The organism is Pseudomonas sp. QC2 (genome assembly GCF_002859085.1).
In the GTDB taxonomy this organism is placed as follows: domain Bacteria; phylum Pseudomonadota; class Gammaproteobacteria; order Pseudomonadales; family Pseudomonadaceae; genus Aquipseudomonas; species Aquipseudomonas petroselini.
In genome coordinates this window covers 106,924-122,008 of record NZ_PKKS01000002.1, presented here as the reverse complement: position 1 = coordinate 122,008, position 15,085 = coordinate 106,924, and the positions used below count along the sequence as shown (strand labels likewise).

Sequence of the window (15,085 nt, the reverse complement as noted above, 5' to 3'; positions counted from 1 at the left end):
CCCCGACATGCGCATTCTCATCACCGGCGGCGCTGGTTTTATCGGCTCTGCCCTGATCCGCCATTTGATTGAAAACACCGAGCACCAAGTGCTCAACCTGGACAAACTCACCTACGCTGGCAACTTGGAGTCGCTGACCAGCATCGCGTCCGACAGCCGCTATGAGTTCGTCCAGGCCGATATCGTCGACCAGGCCACCGTCAGCGCCGTACTGACGCGCTTCGAGCCGCAGGCGATCATGCACCTGGCAGCCGAGTCCCATGTCGACCGCTCCATCGACGGCCCGTCGGATTTTATCCAGACCAACATCGTCGGCACCTACAGCTTGCTCGAAGCCACCCGCGCCTATTGGCAGAAGCTCGATGAGCCGGCCAAGCGTGCGTTCCGCTTCCATCACATTTCCACCGACGAGGTGTACGGCGACTTGCATGGTGTGGACGATCTGTTCACTGAAACAACACCCTATGCGCCCAGCTCACCGTACTCGGCCAGCAAGGCAGCGTCCGACCACCTGGTCCGCGCCTGGCAGCGCACCTACGGCCTTCCGGTTTTGCTGACCAACTGCTCGAACAACTACGGGCCGTTCCACTTCCCCGAGAAGCTGATCCCGCTGGTGATCCTCAACGCCCTCGCGGGCAAGCCACTGCCGGTCTACGGTGATGGCTTGCAGGTGCGTGACTGGCTGTTCGTCGAAGACCACGCCCGCGCACTGCTCACAGTAGTCACCGAAGGTGTGGTCGGCGAGACCTACAACATTGGCGGGCACAACGAGCAGAAGAATATCGACGTAGTGCGCGGCATCTGCGCCCTGCTCGAAGAACTCGCGCCACAGCGCCCGGCCGGGGTCGCGCAATTTGCCGACCTGATCACCTTCGTCAAGGACCGCCCAGGCCACGATCAGCGCTATGCGATCGATGCCAGCAAGATTGAACGCGAGCTGGGCTGGGCTCCTGAAGAAACCTTCGAATCCGGTTTGCGCAAGACCGTGCAGTGGTACCTCGATAACCTGGAATGGTGCCGCAGGGTCCAGGACGGCAGTTATCAGGGCGAACGTTTGGGCAACACCGACTTTAAGGATCTGATTGCATGATGAAGGGAATCGTATTGGCCGGCGGTTCCGGCACGCGTTTGCACCCCATTACCCTGGGCGTCTCCAAGCAATTGCTGCCGGTGTACGACAAGCCGATGATCTACTACCCGATCTCGGTGCTGATGCTGGCGGGGATCAAAGACATCCTGGTGATTTCCACACCGGTGGACCTGCCGCAATACCGCAACCTGCTGGGTGATGGCAGCCAGTTTGGCGTGCGTTTCAGTTATGCCGAACAGCCGTCGCCCGATGGCTTGGCCCAGGCGTTCCTGATTGGCGAGGCGTTTATCGGCGAAGACCCGGTGTGCCTGATCCTGGGCGACAACATCTTCCACGGCCAGCACTTCGGCGATCAATTGCGCACCGCGGCCGAACGCGCTAGCGGGGCCACGGTATTCGGCTACTGGGTCAAGGACCCGGAGCGTTTTGGCGTGATCGACTTCGACAAGGAAGGCCGTGCCCTGTCCATCGAAGAAAAACCCGCCAAGCCCAAGTCGCCCTATGCGGTCACCGGCCTGTATTTCTACGACAACGACGTGATCAAGATCGCCAAGGACGTTAAGCCTTCGCCCCGTGGGGAGCTTGAGATCACCGACGTCAACAACGCCTACCTCAAGCGTGGCGACCTGCACGTAGAGCGCTTCGGCCGCGGCTTTGCCTGGCTGGACACCGGTACCCATGACAGCCTGCTCGAAGCCTCCACCTATGTGCAGACCATCGAGCATCGCCAGGGCTTGAAAGTCGCCTGCCTGGAAGAAATCGCCTACGAAAATGGCTGGATCGACCGTGACTATCTGCTGGAGCGTGCCAAGTACTTTGGCAAGACCGGCTATGGTCAATATCTTTTCACGCTCGCAGGGGAAACTGCATGAATGTGACCGCCACTGAGTTGCCCGGTGTACTGATCATCGAGCCGAAGGTTTTTGGCGATGAACGCGGTTTTTTCTATGAGAGCTACAACGCCCGGAATTTCGCACAAGCCACTGGTCAGCACGTGGATTTTGTCCAGGACAACCACTCGCGTTCGCAAAAAGGCGTCTTGCGCGGTTTGCACTACCAGATCGAACACGCTCAGGGAAAACTGGTGCGTGTCACAGCGGGTGAAGTCCTGGACGTAGCGGTGGACATCCGCCGCAGCTCACCGCATTTTGGCAAATGGGCCAGCGTGCGCTTGTCTGCCGAAAACAGCCGTCAACTGTGGATTCCGCCGGGGTTTGCCCATGGTTTTGTCGTGCTCAGTGACTCTGCTGAATTCCTCTACAAAACCACCGATTACTACACGCCCTCTGCGGAACGCTGCATTCGCTGGGACGATGCTGATCTGGATATCGATTGGCAGTTTGCCGGTACCCCGACGCTGTCCGGCAAGGATCAAAACGGCAAAAGCCTGAAAGAGGCAGACCTTTTCCCATGAAGGTCTTGATCACCGGCCAACACGGCCAAGTCTCCCAAGAACTGCAACTGCAGCTCCAAGGCCTGGGCGAGCTCATCGTCCTGGGCCGCGACCAGCTTGACCTGGCCAACGCCGACCAGATCCGCCAGCAAATCCGGGTCCATCGCCCCGATCTGATCATCAACGCCGCAGCCCACACTGCCGTCGATCAAGCCGAAAGCGAGCCGGACGCGGCCTTCGCGATCAACGCCATTGCTCCTGGTGTTCTCGCAGAAGAAGCCAAGGCACTGGGCATCCCGTTGATCCACTACTCCACCGACTACGTGTTCGACGGCAGCAAGCCGGCCCCCTATACCGAAGCCGACACGCCGAACCCGCTGGGTGTCTACGGCCAGAGCAAACTGGCGGGCGAGGAGGCGATTGCGGCGGTGGGCGGCGAATACCTGGTCCTGCGCACCAGCTGGGTCTATTCCGGCCATGGCAAGAATTTCCTGCTGACCATGCAGCGCCTGCTGCAGGAGAAACCGCAGATGCGCATCGTCGCCGACCAGATCGGCGCGCCGACGTGGGCCGGCAGCATCGCGCGCAGCACGCGTGCGCTGATCGAGCGCTGGCAAGCGGGCGAACCGGGAGAATGGGGTGTCTACCACCTGACCAACCAAGGTGAGACCTCGTGGTTCGGTTTTGCCGAGGCCATCGGCGAGCATCTGCGCACGCAGGGCAAAGCGTGCGCCGAACTGGAAGCGATCCCTTCCAGTGCCTACCCGACGCCAGCCAAGCGCCCCTTGAACTCGCGCCTTGACTGCAGCCGCCTGCAGCAGCAATGGCACGTCAGCCAGCCGAGCTGGCAAGACGCATTGCGCGAGTGTCTTGCACAGCCGCACTAGGCATAATGCGCCTGTCCCCACAGGCGCATGACTCCCATGACCCCATCCCTCCCGCGTAGACCCCGCTGGCGCAGCCTCGCCCTGCTGGCGTTGTGCTTGGCACCGCTGCTGTGGCCGCTGGAGCACCTGGCTGAGCGTTATTACCGCAGCGAACTGGCGGGGCAGAACCGTCAGACCCTTGACCTGTACGTGGCCAACCTGCTCGGCACCCTGCACCGCTATGAAGTGTTGCCGCAGATCCTCGGCGACCTGCCGGCCCTGCGCACAGCGCTGGATGCGCCCCAAGTCAGCACCAACCTGGTCAACGCCAACCTGCTGCTCAAGGATGTCGCCGCCCAGGCCGGGGTGGAAGTGATGTACCTGATGGACACCCGCGGCAAGACCCTCGCCGCGTCCAATTGGGATAAACAGGACAGCTTTGTCGGGCGCAATTTCTCGTTCCGCCCCTACTTCAGCGAAGCCATGGACGGACGCTTGGGGCGCTTTTTCGGCCTGGGCACCACCTCGGCCAAACGCGGTTACTTCTTTGCTGCCGCCGTGCGTGATGGCGAGAAAATCATCGGTGTGCTGGTGGTCAAGGTGGACCTGGACCACACCGAAAGCCTGTGGGGCAACACCCCGGAACAGCTGTTGGTGACCGACCATAACGGCGTGGTCATCCTGACGTCGCGCCCGCAATGGCGATTTCGCGCCACCCGGCCGCTGACCGCCGCAGAGCGCCAGGCCATCATCGCCATCCAGCCCTACCCGACCCGCGATCCGCAGCCGCTGAGCCTGAGCAGCACCGCTTGGCTGCGTCAATCCACGGCCATCGCCGAGACGGGCTGGAACGTGGAGATCCTCGCGCCGCGCTCGCTGATCAACCGGCCGGTGCGTACAGTCGTTGCGGTGGGCGGCGCCACGCTCTTGGTCTTGATGTTGCTGCTGGGGTTGATGATGCAACGCCGCCGCCATTACCTGGAACGCATTGCCTTTGAAGCCAAGGCCCGTCGCGAGCTGGAAGCGCGCGTGGTCGAGCGGACCAGCGACCTGGAAGGCCTCAACCGTCGCCTGAAACAGGAAGTGCTGGAACGCGAACACGCCCAGCAGGAGTTGGTGCGCGCCCAGGATGACCTGGTGCAGGCGGGCAAACTGTCGGCATTGGGCACCATGTCGGCGAGCATCAGCCATGAACTCAACCAGCCCCTGGCGGCGATTCGCAGCTACGCGGAAAACGCCGAGATCCTGCTCGACCATGAGCGCACCACTGATGCGCGCGGCAATCTCAAGCTGATCAGCGAACTGACCGGGCGCATGGCCTCGATCATCGCCCACCTGCGCGCCTTTGCCCGCCGCGACCGCCATGCGCCAGAGAGCGTGGCCCTGCAACCGGCGCTGGACGATGCGCTGGCGTTGCTGGCCAAGCGGCGGCGGTCGATGGAGGTGGAGCTGATCCGTGACTTGCCGGAAGCGACCCTGTGGGTGCAAGCCGGCGAAACTCGCCTGCGCCAGGTGCTCGGCAACCTGCTGGCCAATGCCCTCGACGCCCTCACCGAAAAAGGCCCGCCGCGCAAACTGTGGCTGAGTGCCGAAACCACCGAACAGGGCGTCAACCTGTACATTCGCGACAACGGCCCGGGCTTTTGCATGGAGGCCCTGGGCCGCGCCAGCGAGCCGTTCTATACCACCAAGACACGCACCCAGGGCCTGGGCTTGGGCCTGGCGATCTGTGACACCCTGATGCGTGCCTTTGGCGGCGAACTGCTGTTCGCCAACCACAAGGAAGGCGGCGCGCTGTTAACCTTGAAATTGCGTGCCGGCTCGCCGGGCGTCAGTCTGCAACCGTCCGAGGACCGCAGTGTATGAGTATCGATAACCAGATTCAGGTGGTGTTGATCGACGACGATCCACACCTGCGTCAGGCCTTGTGCCAGACCCTGGACCTGGCCGGGCTGAAAGTCCTGACCCTGGGCGAAGCCACCGGCCTCACCGCGCGCTTGTCGCGGGACTGGCCAGGCGTAGTGGTCAGCGACATCCGCATGCCCGGCATGGACGGTCTGGAGTTGCTGGCAGAACTGCACGGCCAGGACCCGGACCTGCCGGTGCTGCTGATCACCGGCCACGGCGACGTGCCACTGGCGGTGCAGGCCATGCGCGCCGGCGCCTATGATTTCCTGGAAAAACCGTTCGCCAGCGACGCCTTGCTCGACAGCGTGCGTCGCGCCCTGGCCCTGCGCCGCCTGGTGCTGGACAACCGCAGCCTGCGCCTGGCCCTCAGCGACCGCCAGCAACTGAGCACGCGCCTGGTGGGGCACTCCCCGCAAATGCTGCGCCTGCGCGAACAGATCGGCGCGTTGGCCGCGACCAAGGCCGATGTGCTGATTCTCGGCGAAACCGGCGCCGGCAAAGAGGTGGTCGCCCGCGCACTGCACGACCTGTCCAGTCGTCGTAGCGGCCCCTTTGTGGCGATCAACGCCGGGGCGTTGGCCGAATCGGTCGTCGAAAGCGAGCTGTTCGGCCATGAGCCCGGCGCCTTTACCGGCGCGCAGAAGCGCCGTATCGGCAAGTTCGAATTCGCCAACGGCGGCACCTTGTTCCTCGATGAAATTGAAAGCATGAGCCTGGATGTACAGGTCAAACTCTTGCGCCTGTTGCAGGAGCGCGTGGTGGAGCGCCTGGGCGGCAATCAGTTGATCCCGCTGGATATCCGCATCATCGCCGCGACCAAGGAAGACCTGCGCCAGTCCGCCGACCAGGGCCGCTTCCGTGCCGACTTGTATTACCGCCTCAACGTCGCGCCGCTGCGCATTCCGCCACTGCGTGAGCGCGGTGAAGATGCACTGATGTTGTTCCAGCACTTCGCCGATGAAGCCAGCAGCCGCCACGGCCTGCCACTGCATGAGCTGCAACCGGGGCAGCGCGCGCTGCTGTTGCGCCATAGCTGGCCGGGCAACGTACGTGAATTGCAGAACGCCGCCGAACGCTTCGCCCTGGGCCTGGAACTGGCGCTGGACAGCTCGCCGGATAACCCAGCGGCTGGCGTCCTGACCTCCACACCCGGCGGCCTGAGCGAGCAAGTCGAGCAGTTCGAAAAGAGCCTGATCGCTGCCGAACTGACTCGCCCCCACGGTTCCATGCGCAGCCTCGCCGAAGCCCTGGGCGTACCGCGCAAGACACTGCACGACAAACTGCGCAAGCACGGCCTGAATTTCGCCAACCAAAGCGGCGACGACGAATGACCACTCCCACCCGCCAAGAGGCCGCCATGAGCCGCGACAGCCGTTACCTGGAATCCATCCTTCACCATGACATCCCCCTTACCCGGGAAATGGGCCTCAAGGTGCTCGACTGGCACGACCAACGGTTGGAACTGCATCTGCCCTTGCACGCCAACATCAACCACAAGAGCACTATGTTCGGCGGCAGCCTGTATTGCGGCGCGGTGCTGGCGGGCTGGGGCTGGCTGCACTTGCAGTTGCGCGAAGAAGGCATTGAAGACGGGCATATCGTGATTCAGGAGGGGCAGATCAGTTATCCGCTGCCGGTTACGCGGGATGCGACGGTGGTGTGCCAGGCGCCGGAGGAGAAGGTGTGGAAACGTTTCGTGGCGACGTACAAGCGCTATGGCCGCGCGCGATTGACGTTGGAGACGTGGATTGTGAATGAGGGCAGTGAGGAACGAGCGGTGACGTTTACTGGCCAGTACGTCCTGCACCGCTAACCGCCACGACACAAAACACCTGTGGGAGGGGGCTTGCTCCCTCCCACAGGTTGATCGGCTGTGGCCTTAAGACCTGGCCAGGGTGAGCAACCGCTCACGCCATGCTGCCTTCGCCGGCAACGCCAGGAAGAACGGGTTCAACAACGATGCCCGCGCCGGGTAACTGAACGGTTCACCGCTCAACTCCAACACCTCACCGCCCGCGCCTTCCAGCACGCCTTGGGCGGCTGCGGTGTCCCACTGCGACGTCGGCGCCAGGCGCGGGTAGCAATCCGCGCTGCCCTCGGCCAACAAGCAAAACTTCAACGAACTGCCGATATTCGCCAGCTTCAGTGCGCCCAGGCCTTCGCTCAAACCGTCCAACAAGCGTTCCTGCTCGGGGCTGGTGTGCCGACGACTGGCCACCACCGTAAACGACTCGCCCACCGCCGGCGCCTCGCGAACTTGAATCTGCTTGGGCGCTTCATTCACATCCGAGCGCCAGGCGCCCAGGCCCGCGCCACCAAAGTAGCAACGGCCACTGGTGGGCATCGACACCACGCCAAATATCACCCGGCCTTGTTCGATCAAGGCGATGTTGACGGTGAATTCTTCACTGCCGGCGATGAACTCCTTGGTGCCATCCAACGGGTCCACCAACCACCAGCGCTGCCAGCCGGCACGCACGCTTTGGTCGATATCGGCATCCTCCTCGGACAGCACGGGAATGCTTGGGTCCAACGCGGTGAGGCCGGCGAGAATCAGATGGTGAGCGGCCAAGTCCGCTGCCGTCACGGGCGAATCGTCAGCCTTGGAGGTGACGGCCACGTCGGCGCGCCAGTACGGCAATATCACTTCACCGGCCTGGCGGGCCAGTTCGATCACAGGGGCAATAAACGGGTGACCTAAAAACAGTTCGCTCATGCGCTAAACGCTCCTCGCTGGGTCAGCAGGTCTCGTACCAGGTACAGCGCGGCCAGGGCGCGGCCCTCACTGAATTGCTCGTTTTGCGCAAGCTGCGACAGCTCACGCAGGTTGACCCGCTCCACACGCATGGGCTCAGGCTCATCGCCTTCCAGGCGCTCTTCATACAGATCGGTGGCCAGCACCACTTGGATTTTTTGGCTCATATAACCAGGCGACAACGACAGCTCGGTGATGTGCTCCAACTGTCGCGCGCCGTAGCCCGCTTCTTCTTTCAACTCGCGGTCCGCCGCCGCCAGCACATCCTCGCCGGGCTCGATCAAGCCCTTTGGCAGGGACAATTCATATTCATCCGTGCCGCCGCAATACTCTTCCACCAGCAACGCATGATCTTCGTCGATCATCGCCACAATCATCACCGCCCCGTAGCCGGCACCGCGGCCCACCAGGCGCTCGTAGGTCCGTTCAACGCCATTGGAAAAGCGCAATTGCACTTCCTCCACGCGGAACAAACGACTACTGGCGACTATTTCGCGGGCGAGGACGGTGGGTTTCTGGCGCATAAGCGGCTCCTTGGCGTGATCGGGTTACTATACCGTGGCTTTTCCGATTGTCTGTGTCGGATATCTTTACTTACATGAGAACGTCCCATGCCCTCTTTGCCTTGGCACGCCATCGACACTGTCCTGCTGGACATGGACGGCACGCTGCTCGACCTGCATTTCGACAACCACTTCTGGATGGAGCACCTGCCGCAGCGTTACGCCGAGTTGCATGGGGTGAGCCGCGCCATGGCCGAGATGGAGTTGCAGCCACTGTTCGAGCGTAACGCGGGACAGTTGCAATGGTATTGCCTGGATTTCTGGAGTGCCGAGCTGAATATCCCGGTACGTGAACTCAAGCTGGAAACCGCCCACCTGATCGCGCTGCGCCCAGACGCCGATACCTTTCTGGCGGCGATCAAACAGGCCGGCAAGCGTGTGATCCTGATCACCAACGCTCATCGTGATTCGCTGTCATTGAAGTTGGAACGCATTGAACTGGCGCCGTATTTCGAGCGATTGATCAGTTCCCACGACTACGGTTTCGCCAAGGAAAACCCGCAGTTCTGGGATGCCCTGCAAGCCGACATTAACTTCGACCCGGCCCGCAGCTTGTTTATCGACGACACCCTGCCGATCCTGCGCAGTGCCCAGGCGTTTGGTGTGGAGCATTTGCTCGCGGTGAAGGAGCCGGACAGCAAAAAAGGGCCCAAGGACACGGCAGAATTTGCCGCCGTCGGCGACTACCGTGATCTCATTGTCGGACTTTGAACCAATGTGGGAGGGGCAAGCCCCCTCCCACCTTTCGTATTGGGCTTACTCAGGAATACGCAGCGTCTGCCCTGGATAAATCTTGTCTGGATGAGACAACAGCGGCTTGTTGGCCTCAAAGATCTTGTTGTACTGGTTGGCGTTGCCATACACCGCCAGGGAAATCGCGCTCAGGGTGTCACCCTTTTTCACCACGACGAAACGGGCGGCAGCTACGGCCGGGCCGGATACGGTGATCTGGTCATCCACACTGGCCACACCGGCAATATTGCCCAGCGCCAGCAAAATCTTTTCTTTCTCTTCCTGGGTGGCGACTTCACCGGTGACGGTTACCTTGTCGCCATCCACCGTGGTCTGCACATTCGGATTACCCAGACCCACTTTCGCCACGTGCTCCTTCAACTGCTCACTCGCGTTCGCATTACCCGGCGTCAACAGGTCGATCAACTTCTCGCCCGCTTCCTTAATAAAGCTAATAAGACTCATGGTGCGCTCTCCTTGATGTTTGGTTTCCAGATGCCAAAGACTAGACCAGTCCCACAGACTTGGGTTCCAGCCCGACCAAAGACCCAAACGCGCTAGAATCCCCCCGCCATTGGAATAAGCCCTGGAGCGAAGATGGACATCAAACAGCTGAAATTCCTCATCGCCCTCGACGAGACGCGTCACTTCGGCCAGGCGGCGGCACGATGCCATATCACCCAACCGACCCTGTCGATGCGCCTGCGCAGCCTTGAGGAAGAACTTGATCTTCCCCTGGTCAATCGCGGCCAGCGCTTTGAGGGGTTCACCGCGCCTGGCGAACGGGTACTGGCCTGGGCACGCACCGTGCTGGCGGCGTATGACGGCTTGCAGGCTGAAGCGGCCGCCTGTCGCGGCAACCTGGTGGGTACGTTGCGCCTGGGCGTGGTGCCACTGTCGAGCTTTGATCCACTGGCACTAATGCAGCAACTGCACAAAGAGCACCCAAGCCTGCGTTTCGAGCTGTCGGCACTCAGCTCCGAACAAATCCTTGAACAACTGGCGAGCAATCGCCTGGATTTAGGCGTGTCCTACCTGGAGCGGCTGGACAATGAACGCTTCGACTCGCTGGCCTTGGGCGAAACGCGTATGGGCCTGCTTTACGACCAGCGCTTTTTCAGCTTCGGCGACACGCCGCTGAGCTGGGAAGCACTGATCGAACTGCCCTTGGGCATGCTCACCAGCGGCATGCACTTTCGCCAGTCCATCGACCACAACTTTCACAGCCGGGGCTTGCACCCGCAGCCGCTGTTACAAACCGATGCCGTCCATCAGTTGTTACAAGCCGTTCACGGCGGACTCTGTTGCGCGGTGATGCCATTGGACGGGGGCCTGGACGCGCTCACCGAGCATTTGCGCCTGCAACCCATCGACGACGCCCACACCCTGGCGCGCCTGGGGCTGATCATGCGCCGCAGCGCACCCCGCTCTGCCTTGGCGGAAGCGTGTTTCGCGCTGTTTCAGAAATCGCAAAAAGAGTCTTGATCGACGTCATCTATCGGTAGATCAGTACTGGCAATTAGACGCGACGCTTTGTCGCGCCTAGTCTAAACACTGACCAATCCGCCGGTGGTACTGCCCCATGAACGCCAAGCGCCCAGTCTGCGCGGCGCCCGCTCTTGAAACGCCCGCGCCCGCCGCCAGCCAGAGCTATCAGTATTGCAACCTCGAACACACGGAATCCGCCAGCACAGCCTTGGCGGAGGAAGTGGCGTTGGCGATTGCTTTCAACGATATCAGCCAGGCGGTGATGCTGGTGACGCCGACGGACCTGGAAGACTTTATCGTCGGCTTCAGCATCGGCAGCGGCATTATTGCCGACGTTAGCGATATTTATGACCTGAAACTCAGCGGAACCGGCTCTACCCAGTATGCACAGGTGCAGATTTCCAGCCGCGCCTTCTGGAACCTCAAGCAGCAACGCCGCCAATTGGCCGGTACCAGCGGCTGTGGCCTGTGCGGTGTGGAAGCCGTGGAACAAGCGCTGCCAGACCTTCAGGTACTGCCCGGTGCGCCGCTGCCGCCCGCCGAATGGCTCGATGGCCTGCGTCAGCGCATCAGTGCGTTCCAGCCCCTGGGCCAGTACAGCGGCGCCGTGCACGCCGCGGTATTTATGAACAGCCAAGGCGAATTGCTCCTGGGTCGCGAAGACATCGGCCGGCATAACGCCCTCGATAAGCTGATCGGCGCGCTGATCCGCCAAAAGATTCCGACCGAAGGCGGCCTGGCGATTGTCACCAGCCGTTGCAGCCTTGAATTGATCCAGAAAGTCCTGCGCGCGGGCATCCAGACCCTGGTCAGCCTGTCGTCGCCCACCGGCCTGGCCCTTCAATGGGCACGCCGGCATAACCTCAATCTCATCCACCTGCCGCAGAAAAGTGCGCCGCGGGTCTACAGCCCTGCGATGGAGAACCAGCCGTGAGCAATCATCATCAAGCCGACCAAACCCCAACCCCGCGCTACAAGCCTTATAAAGGCCCGGCGGGCGGCTGGGGGGCACTGATCAGCGTGGCGCAAGCCTGGTTGACCAGCGACAACGCGCTGAAAAACCTGCGCATGATGCTCAAGACCAACCAGAACGGCGGCTTCGACTGCCCCGGCTGTGCCTGGGGCGACTCGCCCGAAAGCGGCATGGTCAAGTTCTGCGAAAACGGCGCCAAGGCGGTGAACTGGGAAGCCACCAAGCGCCGTGTGGATGCTGCGTTCTTTGCCAAACACAGCGTCAATGCCTTGCTGGAGCAGAGTGACTATTGGCTGGAATACCAAGGCCGCCTGACCGAGCCGATGCGCTACGACGCCGAAACCGACCGCTACACGCCCATCAGTTGGGAGGCGGCGTTCGACCTGGTCGGCAAGCATCTCAACGCCCTGCCCAGCCCGGACATGGCCGAGTTCTACACCTCGGGCCGCGCCAGCAATGAGGCGGCGTACCTGTATCAGCTGTTCGTGCGCGCCTACGGCACCAACAACTTTCCGGACTGTTCGAACATGTGCCACGAAGCCAGCGGCGTTGCCCTGGCACAAAGCGTGGGCGTGGGCAAAGGCACCGTGACCTTTGATGACTTCGAACATGCCGACGCGATTTTCGTCTGGGGCCAGAACCCCGGCACCAACCACCCACGCATGCTCGAACCGCTGCGTGAAGCGGTTAAGCGCGGTGCTCAGGTGGTGTGTATCAACCCATTGAAAGAGCGCGGCCTGGAACGCTTCCAGCATCCGCAACACCCGCTGGAAATGCTTACCAACGGCGACAAACCGACCAACACCGCGTATTTCCGCCCGGCGCTGGGTGGCGACATGGCCATCCTGCGCGGCATGGCCAAGTTCCTGTTGTTGTGGGAACGCGAGGCCCAGGCCGAAGGCAAAGAGGCCGTGTTCGACCACGACTTCCTCAACGAACACACCACCAACGTGCTGGATTACCTGGGCAAGATCGACGACACCTCGTGGGATGAAATCGTCGCGCAGTCCGGCCTGCCCTTGGTCGAGATCGAACAAGCCGCGCGCATGTACGCCAAAGGCAAGAACGTGATCATGTGCTGGGCGATGGGCATCACCCAGCACCGCCATTCGGTGCCGACCATCCAGGAAATCGCCAACCTGATGCTGCTGCGCGGCAATATCGGTCGCCCGGGCGCCGGCCTGTGCCCGGTGCGTGGCCACAGCAACGTGCAGGGCGACCGCACCATGGGTATCAACGAACGCCCACCGGTGGCGTTCCTCGACTCACTGGAACGTCGCTTCCAATTCAAGGTGCCGCGCGACAACGGCCACAATGTGGTGGAAGCGATTCACGCCATGCTTGAAGGCCGCTCCAAAGTGTTTATCGGCCTGGGCGGCAACTTCGCCCAAGCCACGCCGGACAGCCCGCGCACCTTCGAAGCGCTGCGCAATTGCGACCTGACCGTGCAGATCAGCACCAAGCTCAACCGCAGCCACTTGATGCACGGCAAAGACGCGCTGATCCTGCCGTGCCTGGGCCGTACCGACATCGACATCCAGGCCGAAGGCCCGCAAGCGGTGACGGTGGAAGACTCGTTCAGCATGGTCCACGGCTCCAACGGCCAATTGCAGCCGCTGTCGAAATTGATGAAATCGGAGCCGGCGATCCTGGCCGGTATCGCCGCCGCGACCCTGGGCAGCAAACCGGTGGATTGGAACTGGCTGGTGGCCGACTACAGCCGCATCCGCGACCTGATCGCCGACACCATCCCTGGCTTCAAGGACTTCAATGAGAAGATCAAAAACCCAGGCGGCTTCTACTTGGGCAACTCCGCCGGTGCGCGCCGCTGGAACACGCCATCGGGCCGTGCCAACTTCCGCCCCAACATCCTGCCCAAGGACTTGATCCACGAACGCACCCACGCCACCGGCCGCGTGCCGGACCTGATCATGCAGTCGATGCGCTCGCACGATCAGTACAACACCACGATCTATGGCCTGGACGACCGCTACCGTGGGGTCAAGGGCCAGCGTGATGTGTTGTTCGTCAACGAAGCCGACATTATTCGCCTGGGCTTCAAGCCGGGGCAGAAGGCCGACATCGTGTCATTGTGGGAAGACGGCCGTGAACGCCGCGTGAAGGGCTTTACCTTGCTGGCGTTTGATATCCCGGCAGGGCAGGCAGCGGCTTACTATCCGGAGGTTAACCCGCTGGTGCCGCTGGAAAGTACCGGGGATGGCAGCCATACGCCGACGTCGAAGTTCGTGGCGATCCGTTTGGAAGCGGCGAGTAACAATGGCTTGATCATGGCACGCTCGGCCTGACCACCGGACCTGTAGTGAGCGGGCTTGCCCCGCGCTGGGCTGCGAAGCGGCCCTAAAACCAGGCGCCGCAGAGTGTCTGAGACAACGCGGCGTTCTTATTCGGGCTGCTGCGCAGCCCAGCGCGGGGCAAGCCCGCTCACTACAACGATGGCGTGTTGATCATCCTGAATTGCGGGCACAAAAAAGGCCGCTTTTGCATAAAAGCGGCCGTTCCCAAGTAGCTAAAGACTGACGAATTCAACTTAAGTTCCCGTGTTAAAACAGTAACTTATAGAATTGTGTACAACTCGTGTTACTGGTCGGATTTCTATTGTCACAATCTCGACACAGCCTCAGGATCGCGCCGTCATCCTCTTGAGGTCTCTCTATGAAGTTCTCCTCGATTCTCTTGTTGTCCCTTGGCCTGGTCAGTGGCGCAGCCATGGCCGGTGGCACCACCGAAGCCGGTGTGGGCGGCGCATTGGGCGGGGTACTCGGTTCGGTTGTCGGCCAGCAGATCGGCGGTAACACCGGCTCGGCCATCGGCGCAGCCCTCGGCGGCGCAGGCGGCAGTGCGGTCGGTGCAGACAAGCGCAGCCGCGGCGAAGCAGCCATTGGCGGTGCCCTCGGCGCAGCCGGCGGCAACGTGGTAGGCCGTAGCATGGGCGGCAACACCGGCAGCCTGATCGGCGCAGCCGCGGGTGGTGGTGCAGGTGGCGCGCTGGGTAACTACATGGGCAACAAGAGCGATGACGATGATCGTCGTTATCGTGGGCGTGATAACCGTCGTTATGACCGGGATGATCATCGTGGACGCGGGCATGCCTATGGGCATCGCAAAAACAAGCATCACTACCGTCACCGGTAACACCTGAAATACACCCCACATCCAAGGTGTTTGTGTGGGTTTGTCGTAGTGAGCGGGCTTGCCCCGCGCTGGGGCGCGAAGCGCCCCTGACTCAGGCGCCGCGTTCTTTCAGGCAGAACTGATTGTCAGGTTTTGGGGCCGCTTCGCGGCCCGGCGCAGGGCAA

15 protein-coding genes are annotated in these 15,085 nt (G+C 61.8%); 12 read left to right on the top strand and 3 right to left on the bottom strand.

What is annotated here, in order from left to right:
- Positions 1-7 precede the first annotated feature (7 nt).
- From rfbB to QCBJ_RS00770, 7 genes are read left to right on the top strand one after another with little or no spacing between them, the layout of a single operon-like run.
- Positions 8-1,090, top strand: a complete 1,083-nt coding sequence (gene rfbB / locus QCBJ_RS00800; RefSeq protein WP_102059933.1) for a dTDP-glucose 4,6-dehydratase — start codon at positions 8-10, stop codon at positions 1,088-1,090.
- The gene (gene rfbA / locus QCBJ_RS00795; protein ID WP_046034607.1) at positions 1,087-1,962 is read left to right on the top strand and encodes a glucose-1-phosphate thymidylyltransferase RfbA; all 876 of its coding nucleotides are present in this window, start codon (positions 1,087-1,089) and stop codon (positions 1,960-1,962) included. The genes rfbB and rfbA overlap by 4 nt, the downstream gene beginning before the upstream one ends.
- The gene (gene rfbC, locus QCBJ_RS00790) at positions 1,959-2,504 is read left to right on the top strand and encodes a dTDP-4-dehydrorhamnose 3,5-epimerase (RefSeq protein WP_012721712.1); all 546 of its coding nucleotides are present in this window, start codon (positions 1,959-1,961) and stop codon (positions 2,502-2,504) included. The genes rfbA and rfbC overlap by 4 nt, the downstream gene beginning before the upstream one ends.
- Positions 2,501-3,370, top strand: a complete 870-nt coding sequence (rfbD, locus tag QCBJ_RS00785) for a dTDP-4-dehydrorhamnose reductase (RefSeq protein WP_102059932.1) — start codon at positions 2,501-2,503, stop codon at positions 3,368-3,370. Before rfbC ends, rfbD begins: the two co-directional genes overlap by 4 nt.
- Before the next feature lie 36 nt (positions 3,371-3,406).
- The gene (locus QCBJ_RS00780; protein WP_012721710.1) at positions 3,407-5,215 is read left to right on the top strand and encodes an ATP-binding protein; all 1,809 of its coding nucleotides are present in this window, start codon (positions 3,407-3,409) and stop codon (positions 5,213-5,215) included.
- On the top strand, positions 5,212-6,588 hold the full coding sequence (locus tag QCBJ_RS00775) for a sigma-54 dependent transcriptional regulator (RefSeq protein WP_012721709.1): 1,377 nt from the start codon (positions 5,212-5,214) through the stop codon (positions 6,586-6,588). The genes QCBJ_RS00780 and QCBJ_RS00775 overlap by 4 nt, the downstream gene beginning before the upstream one ends.
- A gap of 26 nt (positions 6,589-6,614) precedes the next feature.
- Complete coding sequence (locus tag QCBJ_RS00770) at positions 6,615-7,070, top strand: YiiD C-terminal domain-containing protein (protein WP_012721708.1); 456 nt, start codon at positions 6,615-6,617, stop codon at positions 7,068-7,070.
- Positions 7,071-7,136: 66 nt separating this feature from the next.
- Here the strand turns inward: QCBJ_RS00770 and cysQ are convergent, their stop codons facing one another.
- The gene (gene cysQ, locus QCBJ_RS00765; protein WP_046034604.1) at positions 7,137-7,973 is read right to left on the bottom strand and encodes a 3'(2'),5'-bisphosphate nucleotidase CysQ; all 837 of its coding nucleotides are present in this window, start codon (positions 7,971-7,973) and stop codon (positions 7,137-7,139) included.
- Positions 7,970-8,536 (bottom strand): ADP compounds hydrolase NudE, encoded by a 567-nt coding sequence (gene nudE, locus QCBJ_RS00760; protein ID WP_012721706.1) that lies wholly within the window; start codon positions 8,534-8,536, stop codon positions 7,970-7,972. Before nudE ends, cysQ begins: the two co-directional genes overlap by 4 nt.
- An 87-nt stretch (positions 8,537-8,623) precedes the next feature.
- Here nudE and yrfG point away from each other — a divergent pair, with 87 nt between their 5' ends.
- Positions 8,624-9,286: a GMP/IMP nucleotidase gene (gene yrfG / locus QCBJ_RS00755; protein WP_046034603.1), complete on the top strand. Its 663-nt coding sequence runs from the start codon at positions 8,624-8,626 to the stop codon at positions 9,284-9,286.
- 45 nt (positions 9,287-9,331) lie between these two features.
- Here yrfG and lysM read toward each other — a convergent pair whose 3' ends face one another.
- The gene (gene lysM / locus QCBJ_RS00750; RefSeq protein WP_012721704.1) at positions 9,332-9,772 is read right to left on the bottom strand and encodes a peptidoglycan-binding protein LysM; all 441 of its coding nucleotides are present in this window, start codon (positions 9,770-9,772) and stop codon (positions 9,332-9,334) included.
- Positions 9,773-9,904: 132 nt separating this feature from the next.
- Here lysM and QCBJ_RS00745 point away from each other — a divergent pair, with 132 nt between their 5' ends.
- The 4 genes from QCBJ_RS00745 (at position 9,905) to QCBJ_RS00730 (ending at position 14,921) form a co-directional block, all read left to right on the top strand.
- A complete protein-coding gene (locus QCBJ_RS00745; protein ID WP_012721703.1) occupies positions 9,905-10,792 on the top strand; it encodes a LysR family transcriptional regulator in 888 nt (295 codons plus the stop codon).
- A gap of 97 nt (positions 10,793-10,889) precedes the next feature.
- Positions 10,890-11,729 carry a formate dehydrogenase accessory sulfurtransferase FdhD gene (gene fdhD / locus QCBJ_RS00740; protein WP_064054138.1) on the top strand — a complete coding sequence of 280 codons (840 nt, stop codon included), beginning with the start codon at positions 10,890-10,892 and terminating at the stop codon, positions 11,727-11,729.
- Positions 11,726-14,074, top strand: a complete 2,349-nt coding sequence (locus QCBJ_RS00735) for an FdhF/YdeP family oxidoreductase (protein ID WP_102059931.1) — start codon at positions 11,726-11,728, stop codon at positions 14,072-14,074. The genes fdhD and QCBJ_RS00735 overlap by 4 nt, the downstream gene beginning before the upstream one ends.
- Before the next feature lie 367 nt (positions 14,075-14,441).
- A complete protein-coding gene (locus QCBJ_RS00730) occupies positions 14,442-14,921 on the top strand; it encodes a glycine zipper domain-containing protein (protein WP_012721700.1) in 480 nt (159 codons plus the stop codon).
- Positions 14,922-15,085 lie beyond the last annotated feature (164 nt).